Below are 19,884 nucleotides of genomic sequence, written 5' to 3'. Positions count from 1 at the left end.
GAGCACGACCAAGGAGGAACATCATGCACATTGCCAAAAACAGCGTCTGCATCTGGTACGACAGCGGGGCCGAGGAAGCCGCCAATTTCTACGCAAAAACCTTCCCCGACACGCGCGTGCTTGCGGTCAGCAGGGCGCCCAGCGACAATCCCTCCACCCCCGCCGGGGCGGTGCTGACGGTGGAATTCACCCTCATGGGCATTGCCTGTATCGGCCTCAATGGCGGGCCGGCCTTCAAGCACAGCGAAGCCTTTTCCTTCCAGATCGCCACCGACGACCAGGCGGAAACCGACCGTTATTGGGACGCCATTGTCGGCAATGGCGGCGAGGAAAGCATGTGCGGCTGGTGCAAGGACAAATGGGGTATTTCCTGGCAGATCACCCCACGCGCCCTCAGCCGGGCCATGGAAGCAGGAGGCGACCCGGCCAAGCGGGCCTTTGAAGCCATGATGACGATGAAAAAGATCGATGTCGCAGCGATTGAGGCGGCCCTGCGGGGATAGGGCGTCGTCCGGCCGCTGCCTATGTCGCAATCGTCACCACCGGGCTTGTCCCGGTGGTCAATGGTTCCGCAAGATGGATTGCCGGGACAAGCCCGGCAACAACGATCAAATTCGGCTCGTTGCTGAACCGACGTACAAGCCGAGGCGCCCTACTTCTTGAGCTTGAGCGGGCCGACCATCTGCTCGGGCTTCACTTCGGCGTCGAATTCCTCGCCGGTGAGCAGGCCCAGCGCGATGGCGGTTTCCCGCAAGGTGCTGCCATTCTTATGCGCGGTCTTGGCGATCTTGGCGGCATTGTCATAGCCGATTTTGCGATTGAGCGCCGTCACCAGCATCAAGGACTGATCGACCAATTGCTTGATGCGCTTGCGGTCCGGCTCGATGCCGATGGCGCAATTGTCGTTGAAGCTCTTGGCAGCATCGGCCAGCAGGCGCACGCTTTGCAGGAAATTATAGGCGATGACCGGCTTGAAGACGTTGAGCTCGAAATTGCCCTGGCTGGCGGCAAAGCCGATGGCAGCGTCATTGCCCATGACCTGGGCGACTACCATGGTCATGGCTTCCGACTGGGTCGGATTGACCTTGCCCGGCATGATCGAGGAGCCCGGCTCGTTTTCGGGAATGATGATTTCGCCGAGCCCTGAACGGGGGCCGGAGGCCAGCCAGCGCACGTCATTGGCGACCTTCATCAGGGCGGCGGCCAATTGCTTGAGCGCGCCCGAGGCGCCGACAAAGGCGTCATGTCCGGCCAGCAGCGCGAATTTATTGGGGCCGGTGACGAAATCATGCCCAGTCAGGGTCGCGATCTCGGCAGCCACCGTCACCGCGTAATCGGGATGGGCATTGAGCCCGGTGCCGACAGCGGTGCCGCCCAGCGCCAATTCCTTGAGCTGGGGCATATTGGCCCTGATGGCGGCCAGCCCGTAGTCGATCTGCGCCACCCAGCCGGAAATTTCCTGGCCCAGGGTGAGGGGCGTCGCGTCCTGCAAATGGGTGCGGCCGATCTTGACCACGTCCATGAATTCTTCGGCCTTGGCGTGCAGCGTATCGCGCAACAGGGTCACGCGCTCGACAAGGTAATTCTCCACCGCCTCGACCGCCGCGATATGCATGGCGGTGGGGTAGGTGTCGTTGGACGATTGGCTCATATTGACGTGGTCATTGGGATGGACCGGCTTTTTCGATCCCATCACCCCGCCGGACATTTCGATGGCGCGGTTGGAAATGACCTCGTTGACATTCATGTTGGACTGCGTGCCCGAGCCGGTCTGCCAGACCACCAGGGGGAAATGATCGGCGAGTTTGCCCTCGATCACCTCGTCGGCGGCGGCGATCACCAGATCGCGCGTCGGCTCATCCATCAGCCCGAGCTTGAAATTGGTGAGGGCGGCGGCCTTCTTGAGAATACCGAAGGCCTTGATGATCTCGGCGGGCATCTTTTCCCCGCCAATATCGAAATTCATCAGGCTGCGGGCGGTCTGGGCACCATAATACTTGTCGTTCGGAACCTCGATATTGCCCATTGTGTCCGATTCGACGCGCATGCTCATGTTTGCCCCTGAAGCTGATGGCCGCCTCTGCCGGCGGCGGAAAACAAAAACGGCCGACCCTTTGGGGGGCCGGCCGCCGGAATATCAGATAAAGCGCATGTGCGCCAAACAGCCTTTCGGCTTATTTCTTGGCTGCGAGGATCTGGCGGCCGCGATACATGCCGGACTTCAGGTCCACATGGTGCGGACGGCGCAGCTCACCCGAATCCTTGTCTTCCACATAGGTGGGGTTGGCGATCGCATCAGCCGAGCGGCGGAAGCCGCGCTTCATCGGCGAGGTCTTGCGTTTTGGCACTGCCATGGTCGGTACTCCGAATTCAATATCGTTGCGCCGCCGAAAGCGGCCCAGAGACGTATCTCTGAAAGGGATTGGGGGGCTCTATAGAGCAAGAGCGGGAGCTTGGCTAGGGGTTTTGTGGTCTTACCCATCCCCGGTTCTGCGCTTTCCGCATATGAGGGAGCAGGCAGAAGTGCAAGGCTAAAGCGCCAGCTTTCCATCCTGCCCCACGCAGGCGGCGCGCTGGCCATATTGGCGCGCCCGGTCCTCGACGATCCCCGCAAGGCGCGTCAGCCCGGGGCCGGGCCGCGCCGGATTGCGCAGAATCGGGTTGGGCAGAGTGACAGCCAATAGGCTGGCCGTGCGCCAATCGAGATTTTGCGGTTCGCGGCCAAAGGCATACGCACTGCCGGCGGCGACGCCGAACTGGCCTTCTGGACCCCATTCGGCAATGTTGAGATAGATCTCCATGATCCGCTTCTTAGGCATGACCAGATCGATATAGAAGGCCAGCGGCACTTCGAGCCCCTTGCGCAGCGCGCTTTGTCCATTCCACAGGAAGAGGTTGCGCGCCACCTGCATGGTGATGGTGGAGGCACCGCGCGTATCGCGCCCGACGAAAAAATTGTCGATCTCGGTCCGCAGGGCGGAAACATCGACCCCTCGATGGCGGCAGAATTGCCCGTCTTCCGACATGATCACGGCCGCCTTGAGCCGATCGGAGATGGTGTCGATGTCCCGCCAGGTGCGCTCGACCACCTGGCCGCTCAGCATGCGCGTGAGCATGGGCACCGACAAAGGCTGGACCACCAGATAGAGCGGCGTCAGCAACAAGGGAATGACGATGAGCCCGGCAATCATGCCGAGGGGAAGGCGCAGAACGCGCCAGACTGTACTTGTGCGCCGGGCCATGGCGGGCTGTTTAACCGCTCCCCCGGCGATAGGCCAGTCCCGCCCCAAGTGCCGGCTCCCCACTTGCCGGCCTTCCGCCAAACGGCTAGCAACGGGGCCATGTACGACTTTTCCGCCGACAGCATGGATTGCGCCGCCGCCATCGAGGCGGGGCTCTCGCACTATCTGACCGGCGCAAGGCTTTCCGGCCCCGGTCCATCCGCCGATCGGCTGATGGAGGCCATGCGCTACGGCAGTCTTGAAGGCGGCAAGCGCCTGCGCCCGCTTCTGGTGCGCCAGGCGGCCTCCATCTTCTCCATCCCCCGCGAGGCCGCGCTGCCGGCGGGACTGGCGGTGGAAATGGTCCATTGCTATTCGCTGATCCATGACGACCTGCCGTCCATGGATGACGACGATCTGCGCCGGGGCCGACCGAGCGTGCACCGCCACTATGACGAGGCCACCGCCATTCTGGCCGGCGACGCGCTGCTCACTCATGCCTTCGCCGTCCTCTCCGATCCCAATTGCCATCCCGATCCGGCGGTGCGCATTGCCCTCGTCGCCGAGCTGGCCGCGGGGTCCGGGGCCGGCGGTATGGTGGGCGGGCAGATGCGCGACATCGAAGGGGAAAAGGGCGGCTTCACCGATTTCGAGATCGCCACCATGCAGGCGATGAAGACCGGCGCGCTGATCCGCGCCGCGGTGCGCATGGGGGCCATTCTGGGCGGCGCCGATGCGCGGGCATTTTCGGCGCTCACCGCCTATGCCGAGGCGGCGGGCCGCGCCTTCCAGCTGGCCGACGATATTCTCGATGTGACCGCGACGCCCGAAATCATGGGCAAGGCCACCGGCAAGGACAAGGATGCGGGCAAGCAGACCATCATTTCCCGGCTCGGCATCGAGGGCGCCCGCCAGATGCTGGACAGCACCGTCAACGACGCCATTTCCGCCCTGCGCACCTTCGGCCCGCGCGCTGACGGGCTGCGCGCCACCGCCCGCTATTTCGCGGCGCGGGAGAAATAGCCATGGGGCGGCTGCTCAGCGTCAATGTCGGCGTGCCGCGCAATATTCCCGGCACCAGCACGCCCACCGGCATCTATAAGGAACCCGTTTCCGGGCCCGTCGCCATTGGCAGGACCGGGATCGAAACCGACATCATCGCCGACCGTCGGCATCATGGCGGCGCCGACCAGGCCATCTATGTCTATTCCGCGGCCGATTACGATTTTTGGGCGGGCGAGGGGATCGTGCCGGAGCCGGGCCAGTTCGGGGAAAACCTCACCCTGGACGGCCCCGACAGCGCCGCCATGGCCATCGGCGACCGCTTTACCATCGGCACAATAGTGCTGGAAATAAGCTATCACCGCACGCCCTGTCTCACCTTTGCCGCCAGGATGGGCGACCGGCGCTGGCCCAAGCGCTTTCATCAGGCGCGCCGGCCCGGCGCCTATTGCCGGGTGATCATTCCCGGCATCGTCGAGGCCGGCATGGCGGTGAGCATCACCCCCTATGACGGCGAGCGCATCAGCGTTGCCGAATTGATGGGTTTTGACGGCGTCGCGGAAATTCCACAGCCCTTCATGCGCCGCGCCCTCGCCACGCCCATCCGCGACAAGACGCGGATGCAATATGAAACCCGCCTGACCAGCCTGTTTTGAGTTTTGCCATGAGCCTTTCCACTGTCCGAGACGACCTCGCCCGCCGCGCCCCCGACCTTGAATTGATCGTCACCGAAGCCTCGACCGCCACCGTGCAATTGGCCGCCGAAGTGCATGGCGTCGAGCCGGGCCAGATCGCCAAGACCCTGTGCATCCGCGTCAAGGACGAGGAATTCCTCCTGGTGACACGCGGCGATGCGCGACTCGACAATGCCAAGTCCAAAGCCGCCTTTGGCGGCCGGCCGCGCATGCTGGGGGCCGAGGATGTCTTGCGCCTCACCAGCCACGAAGTGGGCGGCGTCTGCCCCTTCGGCCTGCCCGCGCCGCTGCCGATCTATCTCGACGCTTCGCTCAAGATCTACGATCTGGTGATCCCCGCCGGCGGCGACACCCATGCCTCGGTCAAGCTCGGCCTCGCCCGGCTGGCCGAGCTCTGCGGCAATCAATGGGTGGATGCCTGCCAATTGCCCGAAAATGCCGGCTAGATGAACCCGGAAGGCTTCATCCTTCAGCACATGCGGCTGGAAAAGCTGGCCTTTCGCCCCGATATTGCGCTTTACCGCCCCATTCCGCAAAGCGGGCTCCATGCCTTTCTTGCCGAGCAGGGCCACGCGGACCGTCCGCCCTATTGGGCCTATGCCTGGGCCGGGGGCGCGGCTTTGGCGCTCCATCTTTCCGTCCAGCCCGAAATAGTCGCCGACAGGAGCGTGCTGGATTTCGGCGCCGGCTCGGGCCTTGTGGCCATTGCCGCTGCCTTGGCCGGCGCGGCGCGGGTCACCGCCTGCGAACCCGATCCGCTGGGGCGCATCGCCATCGGACTGAACGCCAAGGCCAATGGCCTCGATCTGAACGTCACCGACAACCTGGTCCCCGCCGATCTGGTTCTGGCCGGCGATGTCTTTTATGACGCAGAAATTGCCCGAGCGACGCTGCCCCTGCTCCGCGCTTTGGCCCAAAATGGCGCCAGCGTCCTGATCGGCGATCCCTTTCGCCGCCATCTGCCGCTCCATGCCCTCGAACAGATCGCCGAATATGCCTTGCCGGACATGGGCGGAACCGCCCCACAGCGCGCCGGTATCTTCACCCTGCGCCCATAGAATAGCGGACATGCCCGCCCCGGCCTTGCCGGCAAAACCGGAACGTCCTATATCGCCCGGCGTGAGGACGACCTCCCCCATTTCGGGTCATCGTTCGGGACGGCCCGCAGTCTTGGGGATTGCCATGCGCAAAACTGCCGACCGTATCCGTCACGCCGTTTCCTTCGAAATCATCGGCATTCTGCTGGCGACGCCGCTCGCCGCCTTCGCCTTTCACCTGCCGGGCGAGGACAGCGCCGTCATCGTGGTGGCCGGCGCCACCATCGCCATGGTGTGGAACTATATCTACAATCTCGGCTTCGACCATGCGATGGTCCGGCTGCGCGGCGGCACGGAAAAGTCCACGCCCATCCGCGTGCTCCATGCCCTGCTGTTCGAGCTAGGCCTGCTGCTCATCATGCTGCCGGCCATTGCCTGGTATTTGCAGATTTCGCTCTGGGATGCATTGGCAATGGATATTGCGCTGGCCCTTTTCTACATGGGCTACGCCTTTGTCTTCAACTGGGCCTATGACCGGGTGTTTCCGCTGCCCGAATGGGACATCGGCAAGCGCGGCTAGATGACTATCCTCAACGGCTAGATCTGACCCATCAGCTTGAGCCCGCCGAGCACCAGGATCAGCATGGCCAGCCAGAACAGCCGCCTGTGATTGCGCTCAGTCTTCATTCGGCGGCATCCTGCCGGCCGGAGCCGAATTTCTTTTCGATATAGGCGGCCACCATGGCCTTGAACTGGTCGGCGACATCGGCGCCGCGCAGGGTGGCGACCTTTTCGCCATCGACGAAAACCGGGGCGGCGGGGGTTTCCCCCGTGCCCGGCAGGGAAATGCCGATATTGGCGTGCTTGCTCTCGCCCGGCCCATTGACGATGCAGCCCATCACCGCCACCGACAGCGTCTCGACCCCCGGATAGCGCTCGCGCCATTCGGGCATGGAAATGTTGAGGTGGTCCTGGATGTCCTTGGCCAGCGTCTGGAACGTGGTCGAAGTGGTGCGTCCACAACCGGGACAGGCCGCGACCACCGGCAAAAATTGCCGGAAACCCATGGTCTGGAGCAATTCCTGCGCCACCTTGACCTCAAGAGTACGGTCCCCGCCCGGCTCCGGCGTCAGCGAAATGCGGATCGTGTCGCCAATCCCCTGTTGCAGGAGGATGCCCAGGGCCGCCGAGGAGGCGACGATGCCCTTGGAGCCCATGCCCGCCTCGGTCAGCCCTAGATGCAGCGCATAATCGCAGCGCGAAGCCAGATCCCGATAGACCGCGATCAGGTGCTGGACGTCGCTCACCTTGGTGGAGAGCAGGATCTTGTCCCGCCCCATGCCCAATTCCTCGGCCCGCGCGGCGGACAGGAGCGCCGACTGGATGATGGCCTCGCGCTGCACGGCAGCGGCGGAAATCGGCTGGGGTGACGCTGCGTTATCGTCCATGAGACGGGTCAGCAATTCCTCGTCCAGCGACCCCCAATTGACGCCGATGCGTACCGGCTTGTCATAGCGGTTGGCGATCTCGATCAGGGTGGCGAACTGGGTGTCGCGCTTGGCCTTGAAACCGACATTGCCCGGATTGATGCGATATTTGGCCAGGGCCTCGGCGCAGGCCGGATGGTCGGTGAGCAGCTTGTGGCCGATATAGTGGAAGTCGCCCACCAGCGGCACGTCATAGCCCATGAAGGCCAGGCGATCGCGAATGATGGGCACGGCGGCGGCGCTCTCATCGCGGTCCACGGTGATGCGCACGATTTCCGACCCGGCCCGGGCCAGTTGCATGACCTGCTTGACTGTGGCGTCGATGTCGGCGGTGTCGGTATTGGTCATGGATTGCACGACGACGGGCGCGCCGCCGCCGACCATGACGCCGCCCACATTGACGCCTACCGATTGCCTGCGCGCGGATGGTCCGGCCATATTGCTGCCTCTGGATGATCTGCCACCGAGATAGGACTTCCCTTTATCGCTGGCAACTGGACAATAACGTGGCGCCGCCCTGGGAGGAACCGGCATGAGCGAACAAAGCGCTTCGGCATCGGCGCGCATCGATGCCTATATTGCCAGCCTTGCGCCGCCCTTTCGCAACGCCATCGCCCATTTGCGCGCCGTCATCCGCGCCGCTGCGCCGGAAGCCGAAGAAATCATCACCTATGCCATGCCCGGCATCGGGCTGGATGGGCCGCTGGTCTCCTATAGCGCGTTCAAGAAACATTGTTCGCTCTTTCCCATGGGCAATGCCGTCTTTGTCGGCATGGCGGACGAGATCGCGCCCTGGCGCACCTCCAAAGGCACGCTGCAATTCCCGCCCGGGGCAATGCCGCCCGACGACTTGATCGCCAGGATCGTCGCCGCGCGGCTGGCGGAAAACCGCGCCAAGGCCGCCGCGCGCCAATCCCGAAAGCGCTGAACCGGCAATCGGAGCCCGGCGGCAAGACCATCGTGGTCCCAGATGTGATGGCCGCCATCTTGAACCCCGGCGCGCAAGGACCATCTATTGAGCATGATGAACAGGCTCCTTCCCCGCATTTTCCTCTTCCGCAAGGAAGTCGTGCAGCTCTGGACCGCCTTCTGGGCGCGCGAGACCCCGTTTTATCTCAAGGCGGCGACGCTTTTTGCCGCCTTCTATCTGATCAATCCCTTCGACATCGTGCCCGATGTGATCCCGTTCCTGGGCTGGGTGGACGACCTCGTCCTGATCCCGCTCATGGTCAGCTGGATCGTCGCGCGCATTCCGGTTCCGGCCAGGGTCTATGCCGGAAAATATGGCCCCACCATGGATGGCACGGCGCGCCGCCTCTAAGGCCGCGTCGATTTGACATTCCCGATATTATCGCCATGATGCAAGCCATGTACCGCCCGATGTCAAAGTCTCGCTTGTTTGAAAGTCGCCTGCGCAAGGCAGGCTGATGGCCTGGTGTTGCTACCTGCCCGACGGGCAAGAGCGGCACCAGGATGTCTGACATTTACCTCCCTGTATTCTGAGCATGCCCATCCGCGTCCCTGGCGCGGCGATGGCGCATGACGTTTTCGAGGCCTTGCCATGACTTTCAAATATTCCGTGACCGTTCCCATCAGCGGCAGCCACAAGCTCAGCCGGTTCCGTGAATGGGCAGAAGCCCATCTGCCGAACCTGAGCTACAACCTGCCTCCGCAGACCCCGGTCAAGACCGAGACCATGACGATCCGCCTGCGCTCGGTCGAGGACCGCGCCGCAATGCTGCAGACCCTCAGCAAGTCGCCTTTGGCATGACCCGGAAAGGAGCAAAAGTTGCAAGTATTGCGTTATTGTCGATCCTGTTCCGGCCCCCGTCCACGGGCAGCCCGGCGCTGTCCATGGTGCCACAAGAGCTATAGCGGTCCGGGCAGCGCGCCCGAACATCTGTTTTCCGTCTATGACCGCGCCATCCCGCCAGAGGCGGATGGGCCGCCGCAAAATCGGGAGCTGCCATGACCACGATCTCATTGTCAGACTGGTCGCAGGCCCCCGACATCGTCGTCGGCGAGCATGAGCACAAAAAGCTCACCATTGCGGCGCTGACCGATATCGGCGACAGCACCGACCGCATCGACTTCCTGCTCTATGAGCTGGATCGGGCGCATCTGGTGGACGATGCCATGCTGCCGCCCGACATCGTGCGTATCGGCAGCATCGTGCGCTATAAGCCCATGCCGGGCGAGGAGCGGACCATCAAGCTGGTCATGCCGGGCGATGAAAACCTGCCCGGCGATTACCGGCTATCGGTCACCTCGGCGCATGGCGCGGCGCTGCTGGGCCTCAGGCCCGGCCATGTGATGACCTGGCTCGATCCCGATGGCGTCACCCGCCGCCTCAAAGTGCTCAAGGTGGCCAATTCCACCCCGCGCTGGGACGACGATCCGGGGCCGGGCGCCGCATAGCGATCACACCCATCCCGAAAAGACCTGCAAAGGCTCGGATCATTCCGAGCCTTTGCTATTTGTTGGGCACACTTACTATTCCAGCCGCACCAGCAGATCCTTGGCGTCGATCTGGTCGCCGGGCTTGATCAGCAATTCAACCACCACGCCATCGACCTCGGCATGAATGGCCGTTTCCATCTTCATGGCCTCGATCGAGCATAGGACGTCGCCGGCGCTGACCTTCTGGCCCTGGGCCACGGCCAGGGTCGAGATGACGCCCGGCATCGGCGCACCAACTTGCCTGGGATCGCTGACCACCGCCTTGGCGCGTACGATGACCTCTCCGGCCTTCAGCCTATCGGGCACGGTGATGGTGCGCGGCTGGCCGTTGAGATCGAAGAAGACCCGGACCTCGCCCTTTTCATTGGTCGGAGCCCGGCCCTGATAGGTGACGACCAGCGTCTTGCCCCTTTCGATGTCCACCAGGACTTCATCGCCCTCTTCGAGCCCATAGAAATAGACCGGGGTGGGCAGCACTTCGGTGGGCCCGTACCGATCCTGGGTCTTTTCGAAATCCGAATAGACCTTGGGATACATCAGATAGGAGGCCAGGCGGAAATCATCGACCGGCACGCCGGCTTCCTCGGAGATCCTGGCCCGCTCGGCCTCGAGATCGACTTCCTTGAGATAGGAGCCGGGGCGCTCCTGCATCGGCTTTTTACCCTTGAGCACCTTCTTTTGCAGCGCCGCAGGAAAGCCGCCCGGCGGCTGGCCCAGATCGCCGGCAAAGAAGCCGACGACGGAATCGGGAAAGGCGATGTCCTTGTTGGGATCTTCGACATCGCTGCGCTTGAGGCCCGCCGAGACCATGGCCAGCGCCATGTCGCCGACCACTTTCGAACTCGGCGTCACCTTGACGATGTCGCCGAACATCTGGTTGACGTCGGCATAGGTCTGGGCGACCTCGTGCCAGCGGGTTTCGAGCCCCAGCGAGCGCGCCTGTTCCTTGAGATTGGTGAATTGCCCACCCGGCATTTCGTGCAGATAAACTTCCGAAGCGCCGCCCTTGAGATCGCTCTCGAAGGCCCGGTATTGGGTGCGCACGGCTTCCCAATAGAAGGAAATCTGCTGGATTGCCTTGGCATCGAGCCCCGGATCGCGCGCATCCCCGTCAAGCGCAGCAACCAGCGAGCCCAAGGTCGGCTGGCTGGTGGTCGAGGAGAGCGCGTCCATGGCGGCGTCCACCGCATCGACCCCGGCCTCCACCGCCGCCAACACCGTCGCCGCCGATGCGCCCGAGGTGTCGTGGGTGTGAAGATGGATGGGCAGGCCCACCTCGTCCTTGAGCACCGAGACCAGCTTTTTAGCCGCAGCGGGCTTGAGCAGGCCCGCCATGTCCTTGATTCCCAGGACATGGGCGCCGGCCGCCTCCAATTGCTTGGCGAGGCCGACATAATATTTGAGATCGTATTTGGCCCGGTCGGGATCGAAGAGATCGCCGGTATAGCAGATGGCGCCTTCGGCCACCTTGCCCGCCTCGATCACCGCATCGATGGAGACGCGCATGTTCTCCACCCAGTTGAGGCAGTCGAAAATGCGGAAAATATCGACGCCACCCCGAGCCGCCTGCCGGACGAAGAACTGCACGACATTGTCGGCATAATTGGTATAGCCGACCCCGTTCGAGCCGCGCAGCAGCATCTGGGTGAGAATATTGGGCGCGCCCTCGCGCACCTTGGCCAGCCGCTCCCAGGGGTCTTCGTTGAGGAAGCGCATGGAGACGTCGAACGTCGCCCCGCCCCAGCATTCGAGGCTGAACAGGTTCGGCAGGCCGGCGCTATAGGCCTGGGCGATGCGGGTAATGTCGAAGCTGCGCATGCGCGTCGCGAGCAGCGATTGATGCGCGTCGCGCATCGTGGTGTCGGTGAACAGAACCCGTTCCTGCGCCTTCATCCAGCGCGCCAGGCCCTCGGGGCCGTCCCGGTCCAGCACCTGCCGGCTGCCCTCGACCACGGCGAGGGGCGCAAAGTCCGGCACGATGGGGGCCGCCGCATCGGCAGGCGGGCGCGGACGGTCGCGCACCTCGGGATGCCCGTTCACCGTCACGTCGGCGATATAGGTGAGCAGCTTCGTCGCCCGGTCCTTGCGCGGCTTGAAATTGAACAAAGCCGGCGTCGTGTCGATGAACCGCGTCGTATAGCGGTTCTCGACAAAATCGGGATGGGTGATGATGTTTTCGAGGAAGGCCAGATTGGTGGCGACGCCCCTGATGCGGAATTCGCGCAGGGCGCGGTGCATGCGGGCAATGGCCTCGTCGGCGCTGGGGGCCCAGCAGGTGACTTTTTCCAGGAGCGGATCGTAATAGCGGGTGATAATAGCCCCGGCATAGGCGGTACCGCCATCGAGCCGTACCCCGAAGCCGGTGGCGCCGCGATAGGCGGTGATGCGGCCATAATCGGGAATAAAATTCTGTTCCGGGTCTTCAGTGGTGACGCGGCACTGAATGGCATTGCCGTTGAGCCGGATATTCTCCTGGAGCGGCACGCCGCTTTCGGGGGTGCCGATCACCGCGCCGTCGAGCAGGTGGATCTGCGCCTTGACGATGTCGATGCCGGTCACTTCCTCGGTGACGGTATGCTCCACCTGGATGCGTGGATTGACCTCGATGAAGTAGAATTGGTCATTGTCGGCGTCCATAAGGAATTCGACGGTGCCGGCGCCGCGATAATTGGCCGCCTTGCCCAGCCGCACCGCGGCATCGGTCAGATCCTTGCGCACCGCCTCGGACAGATAGGGCGCGGGCGCGCGTTCCACCACTTTCTGGTTGCGCCGCTGCACCGAGCAATCGCGCTCGTAAAGATGCACCAGATTGCCGTGATCGTCCCCGATCAGCTGCACCTCGACATGGCGGGCGCGCTCGATCAGCTTTTCGAGATACATCTCGTCCTTGCCGAAGGCCGCCTTGGCCTCACGCTTGCCCTCGGACACTTCCGAAAGCAGGCTTTTTTCATCCATGATGCGGCGCATGCCGCGTCCGCCGCCGCCCCAGCTGGCCTTGAGCATCAGCGGATAGCCGATTTCCGCGGCCAGCGTCCTGATGGCCTCGGGATCGTCGGGCAGCGCCTCGGTGGCCGGCACCACCGGCACATTGGAGGCAATGGCCATGTTGCGGGCCGCCACCTTGTTGCCGAGATCGCGCATGGTCTGGGCGCGCGGGCCGATAAAGGTGATGCCAGCGGCCTCGCAGGCATCGACGAATTCGGGGCTTTCCGAGAGCAGCCCATAGCCGGGATGGATGGCGTCGGCGCCCGAAATCCGCGCGATGCGGATATATTCCTCGATCTGCAGATAGGCTTCGACCGGCCCAAGGCCCTTGCCGATGAGATAGGCCTCGTCGGCCTTGAACCTGTGCAGCGCCAATTTGTCTTCTTCGGCAAAGACCGCGACCGTCTTCAGCCCGAGTTCATTGGCGGCGCGAAACACGCGAATGGCGATTTCGCTGCGATTGGCAACGAGGATTTTCTTGATAGGCATCGATTTAAATTCCGAGCAGAAGGGGTCGGGGACCGCTTTAGGGTCCGGCTCAGCACATCGACGACGGGCGGTTGCCCGCCCAACCGCCAATAAATTCAGTCTTCAGTTCTGGCCGAGATAGCCGGCCAGATGGCTCATGTCATATCCGGCCTCTGCCGCCTCGGCGATGATCTGATCGGCCGGGGCTTCCCCCGCCTGACTCAGCGCCCAGAGCGTGGTCGAGCGCGTGCCCGACCGGCAGAAACAGAACACCTTGCCATGGCTCCCCTCGAGCACGGCCTTGGTCTGGGCCACGAGTTCGGGATTGACCCCCTCGCGCCCCAGCGGAATGGCATGATAGGCGAGTCCGGCGGCCTTGGCCGCCGCTTCGATCTCGGCGCCCGCCGGTTGATCGGGAGATTCCCCGTCCGGACGATTGTTGACGATGGCGACAAAGCCGAGCTGTTTGAGCGTTGTCACGTCTTCCGCTCTGATCTGTCCAGAAACGCTGACGCGATCGTTGATCCGCTTCAAATCCAAGGCGTTGCTCCCCGTGCCGAGTTTGGCATTGCGGCACACTTATAACCGCCTGCCTTGCGCGGGCGCAACAGGGCGCGGCGCAAAGCTGTCATCAGACTGTCGCCTTAGACAGAAGGGCTATCATCCCAAAGCATGAGGCGGCGCGCCGATGCCGGCGCCGCCCCGCGGTGGCAAGGGGGTCAGCCCTCATTGGCGCCCGGCGTATAGCGCGCCAGCGCCTTGATGACCCTTCTGGCGGTAACGCGGCCGATCTGGTTGCCGTCCTCATCGGTGACGCCCACCCATTGATGCTCGGCGAAATAGGGCAACACGTCCTCGCAGCGCGCATCGGCCGGCACGCTATATTGGCATTCATCGAAGGCGCCGCGCTCCATGATGGTGCGCACATGAATGGCGCGGGCCTTGTTCACCTCGCGCACGAAATCCTCGATATGCTCATTGGCGGGCTTGAGCACGATATCTTCCGGCCGGCCCTCCTGCTGCACCGCCCCATCCCGGAGCACGGCGATGCGGTCGGCAATCTTGAGCGCCTCATCGAAATCATGGGTGATGAACAGGATCGTCTTGCCCAGGCTCTTTTGCAGCTCCATCAACTGGTCCTGCATGCCCGAGCGGATCAAGGGATCGAGCGCGGAAAAGGCCTCGTCCATGAGGATGATGTCGGTATCGAGCGCCAAGGCCCGCGCCAGGCCCACCCTTTGCTGCTGGCCACCCGACAATTGCCTTGGCTGGCTGGCCTCATAGCCTGAAAGGCCCACCGTCTCGATCCATTTCGCGGCCCGCTCCAGCCGCTCAACCTTCCCCACGCCTTTGACCTCCAGGCCATAGGCGACATTGTCGATCACCGAGCGATGCGGCAGGAGTCCGAATTTCTGGAACACCATGGCGACATTGTTGCGCCGATAGGTCCGCAGGTCCGGCAGCCCCATCTTGAGCACATCGGTGCCTTCGACCAGAATTTCGCCCGCAGTCGGCTCAATAAGCCGGTTGACGTGGCGGATCAGGGTGGATTTGCCCGAGCCGGACAGGCCCATGACCACGAAGATCTGGCCACGAGCGATATCGAGCGAGACATTGTCGAGCCCCACGACATGATTGGTCTCGGCCTGCACATCGGCCTTGGACTTGCCGGCGCGCAACAGCGCCAAAGCTGCCTGCGGGTCGTCGCCGAAAATCTTGGTGACGCCGGTCATGCGGATGGCGAAATCATTGTCACTCATGTTAGCGCGCCTCCGCCATACCGATACGGGCCTGCAATTGCCTGCCGAAGGATTGGGTAATCCGATCAAAGATGATGGCGAGCACGACGATGCCCAGACCCGCAAACAGACCACGGCTGACTTCGAGCCGGCCAATGCCCTGCAAGACCTGGTAGCCGAGGCCACCGGCGCCGATCATCGAGGCGATGACCACCATGGACAAAGCCATCATCGTGGTCTGGTTGATGCCGGCCAGGATGGTCGGCAAAGCCAGGGGGATCTGCACGCCGACCAGCCGCTGGCCCGGACTGGTGCCGAAGGAGCGACTGGCTTCCATCACCGCCGGATCGACGGAGCGCAGGCCCAGATCGGTCAGCCGCACCAGCGGCGGGGCCGCATAGACGATGGTGGCGAGTAGGGCCGGGATCTTGCCAGGGCCGAAGATCATCACCGTGGGAATGAGATAGACGAAGCTGGGCAGGGTCTGCATCAGATCGAGGATCGGGGTGATGATCTGCCGCGCCCGCAGCGACCGGCTCATCCAGACCCCGATGGGCATGGAAGCGACGATAACGGTCAATGTCGCGGCGATCATCAGCGCCGTGGTCGCCATGGCGTCGCGCCACAGCCCCATAATGCCGAGGAACAGAAGTGACGCCAGCACCAATGACGGCAATTTCCAATTGCGGGTGGCAAGCCAGGCGACACCGACCACAATGATGAAAATCAGCCACCAGGGCGTCGAAACGAGCAGGCGCTCGATACCGTTGAGCAGCATGAGCAATGGATGGGCGGCGGCTTCCAGCTCGCCTCCCCAATTGCGGACGACCCAATTGAGGCCGTCATCGATCGCCCGGCGCAATGGGCGCGTATCGATCAGTTCAGGAAACATGTTCAATTTCTCGATTGACGGCGCTCGAACCCGGACCCAGCACAGCTGGCCCCGGGATCGGACGCGGCAAACGGCCGGGTCGGAGCCCGGCCGTTGATCAGGGGGTTGGAGGGCCTCAGCCGAGCGCGGCCAGAACCTTTTCGGCCACTATGGCGGGCACCCAATTGGTCCACACCTCCTGCCGGGTACGCAGGAAGTTTTCGGCTGTCTCGGCCGCATCGGCCTGGTTCTCGTCACCATAGACCAGCAATTCGCTGATCTGCGCATTGGTGAGGCCGACCTTGCCGAAATACGCGGCCAGGATTGGCGCCTCATCGACGATCCAGGACGCGGCGCCCACCACTGCCGGGCTCGACGGATAGGCCGTCACCCCCGCCGGATCGGCGCAATCGGGGTCGGTATTGCAGGCATAGACATCGGCGAAAGTTTCGCCCAGATCGAGCTGCACTGCCGGATATTTGCCCAGAATCGCGGTCGGCCCCCAATAATAGAAGAGGATAGGCTCATCGCGCGTGAAGGCACGGGCGATCGAGGCATCGAGTGCACCGCCCGAACCGGGCGAGAACAGGTTCCAGGTCTCGTCCATGTCATAGGCTTCGAACAGGGCCGAGGTCGACAATTCACAGGCCCAGCCGGGCGGGCAGGAATAGAGCCGGCCCTTGGCTTCGTCCTCGGGATCGGCAAACAGGTCCGGCCGGGCGATAACCGCTTCGGCGCTGGTCAGTTCGGGGTGCTCGGCCTGCAGATATTGGGGAATGAACCAGCCCTCGACGGTGCCGTCGGTAATGGCGTCGCCAAGGGAGACCACTCTCCCCTCCTCGACACCCTCCGCCCAGGCATCCTCGATGGCGCTGGTCCACAGCTCGGGCGCAATGGCCGGGCTGCCGCGGCTGAGCATGGAGGAGGATGTCGGCACCGTGTCGCCGGTGACGATCTCGACATTGCAGCCAAACCCCTCCCCGAGGATCGTCGCATGGATATGCGCCAGCGCCGCGGCGGACGGCCAGGTCATTTCGGCAATGTCGATCTTGCGATCGGTGCCGCAGGCCGCGGCGTCATCCTGGGCAAGGGCGGGAAAGCTGGTCGCCGAGAACAAGGCAACAGCTATCGCGGCGGCAATGCCACCGGATTTCAAAATCATCAGGCTAACTCCTGCTATTGTGGAATGCGCCGGACCATAAAGATGGCAGAATTAGGTGTCAAATCTGGCAATATTATCTCAATAACAGACAATCAGTCTTATAAATTCTTGATCGCATGGATTGCGTAACTTGAAAGATCTATTGTCAGACCTTCAATTCTTGATTGCCCAAGAAGGTGGCATGTAGAAAATTGACTATCAGAAAGGGAAAAAATATCTGAGAGACAGGGTTTCGGACCGGAGCCGCCACGTCAATAGGCGGTCTCGACCCAGCCCTGCCAGACCTGACGCCGCTCGGCGACGAAGCGTTCCGCCACCGCTTCGGGGGTCGCGCCGGGCTGGTTGAGCTGGGCCAGCAATTGGTTCATCTCGGCCAATGGCATTCTGGCGCGTTGAAAATAGGCGGCGATCTGCGGCATGCCGGTAAAGACGCGCTCAACGAGGGCTATCACCACCTGCTCGGGCGCAAAGGCGGATGGACGGGGATCGGCGCAATCCCGGTCCGCGAGGCACCTTGCCGCTTCCTCGTCATATGCGCCCATGTCCAGCGCGGCGAAATCGAGTTGCGCCAGCACCGCATTGGGCTGCCAGTAATAGAACAGGAACGGCTCGCGCCGATTGACCGCCTCGGCGATCAGCCGGTCCATCTCGAAGCGATTGGCCGGCTCGACGATCTCAACCAGCCCGGCCAGGCCATGGGCGGCGATGAGGTTGCGATTGATGATCGAGCAGGCCCAATCCAGCGGACAGGAGATGAAGCGCGTCTTCTGGCCGGGCGCGAGCAGGGGCAAGGCCGCCACAAGCCCCGCCGCGCTCACAGCGCCGCCCAAACTGTCGGCGGCATAAAGCGGCATGAACCAGCCTTCGAGGCTCGTTTCGGCATAGCTGGGCGCGGCGCTGCGCACCATCTGCGCCTCCGTCGCTCCGTTCCACACATCGGCGACCCGGTTCACCCAGAGTTCGGGCGCCACTGCAGGCTGGCCATTCGAACCCATGGCCGAGGCGGTGGCACCCAGATCGCCTTGCGTGAGCCGAATATCGCAGTCGAACTGGGTTTGCAGGATCCGGGCATGGATTTCGGCCAGCAGGATCGATGAGGGCCAGCTCATCCGCGCAATGGTGAGGGGCTGCGTGCCGCAGACCGGCGGCGGCGCAGCGGGCTCGGGTGCCTGGGCAGGCGAGGCGGGCTGAGAAACGACGTCCTGGGCGCGATCAAGCACGCTCAATTGCCCGAGGGCCGGCCCGACCGGCACAGCCAGCATCGCCACCAAGATCAATGCATGCCTCAGGCCCATGGCCGCCCCTCCTCGAGAGAGAGGAAATCTATGCGGAAAACCGTCCCGTTAAGCAACTGCGCAAGCGCGATGATTTATCGCCCGCACCCCGGTGACTCCTGCGCCAAGAATGTGCAACAGTCTCTACCAGCGGGGCGTATCGCGCGCCCCCGAGCATAGTCGCGCCGAAAGAAACCAGGCCAGCAAGGCCTTCCGGCGCGCAAAGGAAACAGAGGGACGTCTATGTTCAACAAAACCCTGACCCTGGCGGTCGCCGCCACGACGCTGATCGTCGCCGCTCCGGCGCTGGCCCAGGAAGTCAAGCTCGGCTTTCTTGCCGACCTGACCGGCGGTATTGCCGGTTTTGCACCGGGCATGGTCGATGCCGGCAATCTCGCCATCGCCAATGTCAACGATCAGGGCGGCATTCTCGATGGCCAGACCCTGACCTCGGTCATCGCCGATAGCGGTTGCGATGCCAGCGCCGCCGGTCCGGCAGCCGACCGCCTGGTCAACGCCGAAAACGTCGTCGCCATTTTCGGCGGTTTTTGCTCCGGTGCGACCCTTGCAGGCGCAAATGGCTCGGCCATTCCCGGCAATGTCGTGATGATTTCCCCGGCCTCGACGGCTCCGGCCGTCGCCGAACTGGACGACAACGACCTCGTCTTCCGCGACGTGGTTCCCGACTCCGTTCAGGGCGTCAAGGCAGCGGAATTGCTGCTGAGCATGGGCGTGAACGAGGTGGGCCTCACCTATCTCAACAATGATTACGGCTCGGGCCTGGCTGGCGCCTTTGCCGACGCCTTCACCGCGGCCGGCGGCACGGTGCTCGCCAATGTCGCCCACGAAGACGGCAAGGCCGACTATCGTCCGGAAATCGGTCAGATCGAAGCTGCTGGCGCCACCGCGCTGGTGATCTATGGCTACGAGAATTCCGGCGGCGGCGCCATCCTCAACCAGGCGATCGAATCCGGCTCGTTCGACCTGTTCATGGGTGGCGACGGCATGGCCGGCGATGCCCTGCTCGCCAGCCGCAACGGTGCCGATCTCGAAGGCATGATCCTGACCCAGGCTGCTGCGGCCGAAGGTCCAGCATATAATGCTCTCGATGCGCTCACCGCAGCCGCCGGGCAGGATGTCAACGGCACTTATGTGACCAATTCCTATGACGCCGTATTCCTTCTGGCCCTGGCCATCGAGAAGAATGGCTCGGCTGACCGCGCCGGCGTTTCGGCCGCCCTGCGTGAAATCGCCAATGGTCCGGGCGAAACCATCCTGCCGGGCGAATGGGCCAAGGCCAAGGAACTGATCGCTGCCGGAACCGACATCAATTACGAAGGCGCCTCCGGCTCCATCGAGTTCGACGATGCCGGCGACGTTGCCGGTGCCATCAATTACTGGGTCATCGAAGGCGGCGTTGCCGTTGACAAGGGCCTGATCAAGTAATTTGATCGTCTGTGACCTGATGAAGCCCGGGGGTAAA

Annotated in this window: 21 protein-coding genes; 11 read left to right on the top strand and 10 right to left on the bottom strand. The window is 63.2% G+C overall.

Features of this window, described 5'->3' with window-relative positions:
- Positions 1–29: 29 nt before the first annotated feature.
- Positions 30–503, top strand: coding sequence for a VOC family protein (locus H0482_RS06695; RefSeq protein WP_193729741.1), 474 nt, complete (start codon positions 30–32; stop codon positions 501–503).
- A gap of 149 nt (positions 504–652) precedes the next feature.
- On the opposite strand, the gene fumC is transcribed toward H0482_RS06695, so the two are convergent.
- The 3 genes from fumC to H0482_RS06680 form a co-directional block, all read right to left on the bottom strand.
- Positions 653–2,053: a class II fumarate hydratase gene (fumC, locus tag H0482_RS06690; RefSeq protein ID WP_193729281.1), complete on the bottom strand. Its 1,401-nt coding sequence runs from the start codon at positions 2,051–2,053 to the stop codon at positions 653–655.
- 121 nt (positions 2,054–2,174) lie between these two features.
- Complete coding sequence (rpmF, locus tag H0482_RS06685) at positions 2,175–2,354, bottom strand: 50S ribosomal protein L32 (protein ID WP_193729280.1); 180 nt, start codon at positions 2,352–2,354, stop codon at positions 2,175–2,177.
- A gap of 177 nt (positions 2,355–2,531) precedes the next feature.
- Positions 2,532–3,242: a transglycosylase domain-containing protein gene (locus H0482_RS06680; protein ID WP_193729279.1), complete on the bottom strand. Its 711-nt coding sequence runs from the start codon at positions 3,240–3,242 to the stop codon at positions 2,532–2,534.
- Between the two features lie 99 nt (positions 3,243–3,341).
- Here H0482_RS06680 and H0482_RS06675 point away from each other — a divergent pair, with 99 nt between their 5' ends.
- The 5 genes from H0482_RS06675 (at position 3,342) to H0482_RS06655 (ending at position 6,535) form a co-directional block, all read left to right on the top strand.
- On the top strand, positions 3,342–4,244 hold the full coding sequence (locus H0482_RS06675) for a polyprenyl synthetase family protein (protein ID WP_193729278.1): 903 nt from the start codon (positions 3,342–3,344) through the stop codon (positions 4,242–4,244).
- 2 nt (positions 4,245–4,246) lie between these two features.
- A complete protein-coding gene (locus H0482_RS06670) occupies positions 4,247–4,879 on the top strand; it encodes an MOSC domain-containing protein (protein ID WP_193729277.1) in 633 nt (210 codons plus the stop codon).
- A gap of 8 nt (positions 4,880–4,887) precedes the next feature.
- On the top strand, positions 4,888–5,364 hold the full coding sequence (locus H0482_RS06665; protein ID WP_193729276.1) for a YbaK/EbsC family protein: 477 nt from the start codon (positions 4,888–4,890) through the stop codon (positions 5,362–5,364).
- Positions 5,365–5,976, top strand: coding sequence for a class I SAM-dependent methyltransferase (locus H0482_RS06660; RefSeq protein ID WP_193729275.1), 612 nt, complete (start codon positions 5,365–5,367; stop codon positions 5,974–5,976).
- Between the two features lie 124 nt (positions 5,977–6,100).
- Positions 6,101–6,535, top strand: a complete 435-nt coding sequence (locus H0482_RS06655) for a PACE efflux transporter (RefSeq protein ID WP_193729274.1) — start codon at positions 6,101–6,103, stop codon at positions 6,533–6,535.
- Positions 6,536–6,638: 103 nt separating this feature from the next.
- On the opposite strand, the gene ispG is transcribed toward H0482_RS06655, so the two are convergent.
- Entirely contained in the window at positions 6,639–7,880 is a 1,242-nt protein-coding gene (gene ispG / locus H0482_RS06650; RefSeq protein ID WP_193729273.1) for a flavodoxin-dependent (E)-4-hydroxy-3-methylbut-2-enyl-diphosphate synthase, read from the bottom strand.
- A gap of 94 nt (positions 7,881–7,974) precedes the next feature.
- Between ispG and H0482_RS06645 the strand changes: the two genes are divergently transcribed.
- From H0482_RS06645 to H0482_RS06630, 4 genes are all read left to right on the top strand, one after another.
- On the top strand, positions 7,975–8,370 hold the full coding sequence (locus H0482_RS06645; RefSeq protein ID WP_193729272.1) for an iron chaperone: 396 nt from the start codon (positions 7,975–7,977) through the stop codon (positions 8,368–8,370).
- Between the two features lie 93 nt (positions 8,371–8,463).
- Positions 8,464–8,763, top strand: coding sequence for a YkvA family protein (locus H0482_RS06640; protein WP_193729271.1), 300 nt, complete (start codon positions 8,464–8,466; stop codon positions 8,761–8,763).
- 240 nt (positions 8,764–9,003) lie between these two features.
- Positions 9,004–9,213: a hypothetical protein gene (locus H0482_RS06635; RefSeq protein ID WP_193729270.1), complete on the top strand. Its 210-nt coding sequence runs from the start codon at positions 9,004–9,006 to the stop codon at positions 9,211–9,213.
- 197 nt (positions 9,214–9,410) lie between these two features.
- Positions 9,411–9,860 (top strand): GreA/GreB family elongation factor, encoded by a 450-nt coding sequence (locus tag H0482_RS06630; protein ID WP_193729269.1) that lies wholly within the window; start codon positions 9,411–9,413, stop codon positions 9,858–9,860.
- Positions 9,861–9,935: 75 nt separating this feature from the next.
- Here H0482_RS06630 and pyc read toward each other — a convergent pair whose 3' ends face one another.
- The 6 genes from pyc to H0482_RS06600 all read right to left on the bottom strand — a co-directional run bounded on the left by pyc (position 9,936) and on the right by H0482_RS06600 (position 18,422).
- Positions 9,936–13,376, bottom strand: a complete 3,441-nt coding sequence (gene pyc / locus H0482_RS06625; protein WP_193729268.1) for a pyruvate carboxylase — start codon at positions 13,374–13,376, stop codon at positions 9,936–9,938.
- A gap of 102 nt (positions 13,377–13,478) precedes the next feature.
- On the bottom strand, positions 13,479–13,895 hold the full coding sequence (locus tag H0482_RS06620) for a TIGR01244 family sulfur transferase (RefSeq protein WP_193729267.1): 417 nt from the start codon (positions 13,893–13,895) through the stop codon (positions 13,479–13,481).
- Positions 13,896–14,074: 179 nt separating this feature from the next.
- The gene (locus H0482_RS06615) at positions 14,075–15,115 is read right to left on the bottom strand and encodes a quaternary amine ABC transporter ATP-binding protein (protein WP_193729266.1); all 1,041 of its coding nucleotides are present in this window, start codon (positions 15,113–15,115) and stop codon (positions 14,075–14,077) included.
- Position 15,116: 1 nt separating this feature from the next.
- The gene (locus H0482_RS06610; protein WP_193729265.1) at positions 15,117–15,986 is read right to left on the bottom strand and encodes an ABC transporter permease; all 870 of its coding nucleotides are present in this window, start codon (positions 15,984–15,986) and stop codon (positions 15,117–15,119) included.
- 115 nt (positions 15,987–16,101) lie between these two features.
- On the bottom strand, positions 16,102–17,127 hold the full coding sequence (locus tag H0482_RS06605; protein WP_193729264.1) for a glycine betaine ABC transporter substrate-binding protein: 1,026 nt from the start codon (positions 17,125–17,127) through the stop codon (positions 16,102–16,104).
- Positions 17,128–17,378: 251 nt separating this feature from the next.
- On the bottom strand, positions 17,379–18,422 hold the full coding sequence (locus H0482_RS06600) for a glycine betaine ABC transporter substrate-binding protein (RefSeq protein WP_193729263.1): 1,044 nt from the start codon (positions 18,420–18,422) through the stop codon (positions 17,379–17,381).
- Positions 18,423–18,644: 222 nt separating this feature from the next.
- Between H0482_RS06600 and H0482_RS06595 the strand changes: the two genes are divergently transcribed.
- Positions 18,645–19,847, top strand: a complete 1,203-nt coding sequence (locus H0482_RS06595; RefSeq protein WP_193729262.1) for an ABC transporter substrate-binding protein — start codon at positions 18,645–18,647, stop codon at positions 19,845–19,847.
- Positions 19,848–19,884 lie beyond the last annotated feature (37 nt).

The sequence above is a fragment of the Devosia faecipullorum genome, from assembly GCF_015158295.1.
GTDB lineage: Bacteria > Pseudomonadota > Alphaproteobacteria > Rhizobiales > Devosiaceae > Devosia > Devosia faecipullorum.
The sequence above is the reverse complement of the archived record's forward strand: the minus strand, read 5'-3'. Positions and strand labels throughout refer to the sequence as shown.

Excerpts from the sequence above, each read along its gene's own strand:
- fumC (WP_193729281.1), bottom strand. The coding sequence starts at position 2,053 with ATGAGCATGCGCGTCGAATCGGACACAATGGGCAATATCGAGGTTCCG.
- rpmF (WP_193729280.1), bottom strand. The coding sequence starts at position 2,354 with ATGGCAGTGCCAAAACGCAAGACCTCGCCGATGAAGCGCGGCTTCCGC.
- H0482_RS06680 (WP_193729279.1), bottom strand. The coding sequence starts at position 3,242 with ATGGCCCGGCGCACAAGTACAGTCTGGCGCGTTCTGCGCCTTCCCCTC.
- H0482_RS06675 (WP_193729278.1), top strand. The coding sequence starts at position 3,342 with ATGTACGACTTTTCCGCCGACAGCATGGATTGCGCCGCCGCCATCGAG.
- H0482_RS06670 (WP_193729277.1), top strand. The coding sequence starts at position 4,247 with ATGGGGCGGCTGCTCAGCGTCAATGTCGGCGTGCCGCGCAATATTCCC.
- H0482_RS06665 (WP_193729276.1), top strand. The coding sequence starts at position 4,888 with ATGAGCCTTTCCACTGTCCGAGACGACCTCGCCCGCCGCGCCCCCGAC.
- H0482_RS06660 (WP_193729275.1), top strand. The coding sequence starts at position 5,365 with ATGAACCCGGAAGGCTTCATCCTTCAGCACATGCGGCTGGAAAAGCTG.
- H0482_RS06655 (WP_193729274.1), top strand. The coding sequence starts at position 6,101 with ATGCGCAAAACTGCCGACCGTATCCGTCACGCCGTTTCCTTCGAAATC.
- ispG (WP_193729273.1), bottom strand. The coding sequence starts at position 7,880 with ATGGCCGGACCATCCGCGCGCAGGCAATCGGTAGGCGTCAATGTGGGC.
- H0482_RS06645 (WP_193729272.1), top strand. The coding sequence starts at position 7,975 with ATGAGCGAACAAAGCGCTTCGGCATCGGCGCGCATCGATGCCTATATT.
- H0482_RS06640 (WP_193729271.1), top strand. The coding sequence starts at position 8,464 with ATGATGAACAGGCTCCTTCCCCGCATTTTCCTCTTCCGCAAGGAAGTC.
- H0482_RS06635 (WP_193729270.1), top strand. The coding sequence starts at position 9,004 with ATGACTTTCAAATATTCCGTGACCGTTCCCATCAGCGGCAGCCACAAG.
- H0482_RS06630 (WP_193729269.1), top strand. The coding sequence starts at position 9,411 with ATGACCACGATCTCATTGTCAGACTGGTCGCAGGCCCCCGACATCGTC.
- pyc (WP_193729268.1), bottom strand. The coding sequence starts at position 13,376 with ATGCCTATCAAGAAAATCCTCGTTGCCAATCGCAGCGAAATCGCCATT.
- H0482_RS06615 (WP_193729266.1), bottom strand. The coding sequence starts at position 15,115 with ATGAGTGACAATGATTTCGCCATCCGCATGACCGGCGTCACCAAGATT.
- H0482_RS06610 (WP_193729265.1), bottom strand. The coding sequence starts at position 15,986 with ATGTTTCCTGAACTGATCGATACGCGCCCATTGCGCCGGGCGATCGAT.
- H0482_RS06605 (WP_193729264.1), bottom strand. The coding sequence starts at position 17,127 with ATGATTTTGAAATCCGGTGGCATTGCCGCCGCGATAGCTGTTGCCTTG.
- H0482_RS06600 (WP_193729263.1), bottom strand. The coding sequence starts at position 18,422 with ATGGGCCTGAGGCATGCATTGATCTTGGTGGCGATGCTGGCTGTGCCG.
- H0482_RS06595 (WP_193729262.1), top strand. The coding sequence starts at position 18,645 with ATGTTCAACAAAACCCTGACCCTGGCGGTCGCCGCCACGACGCTGATC.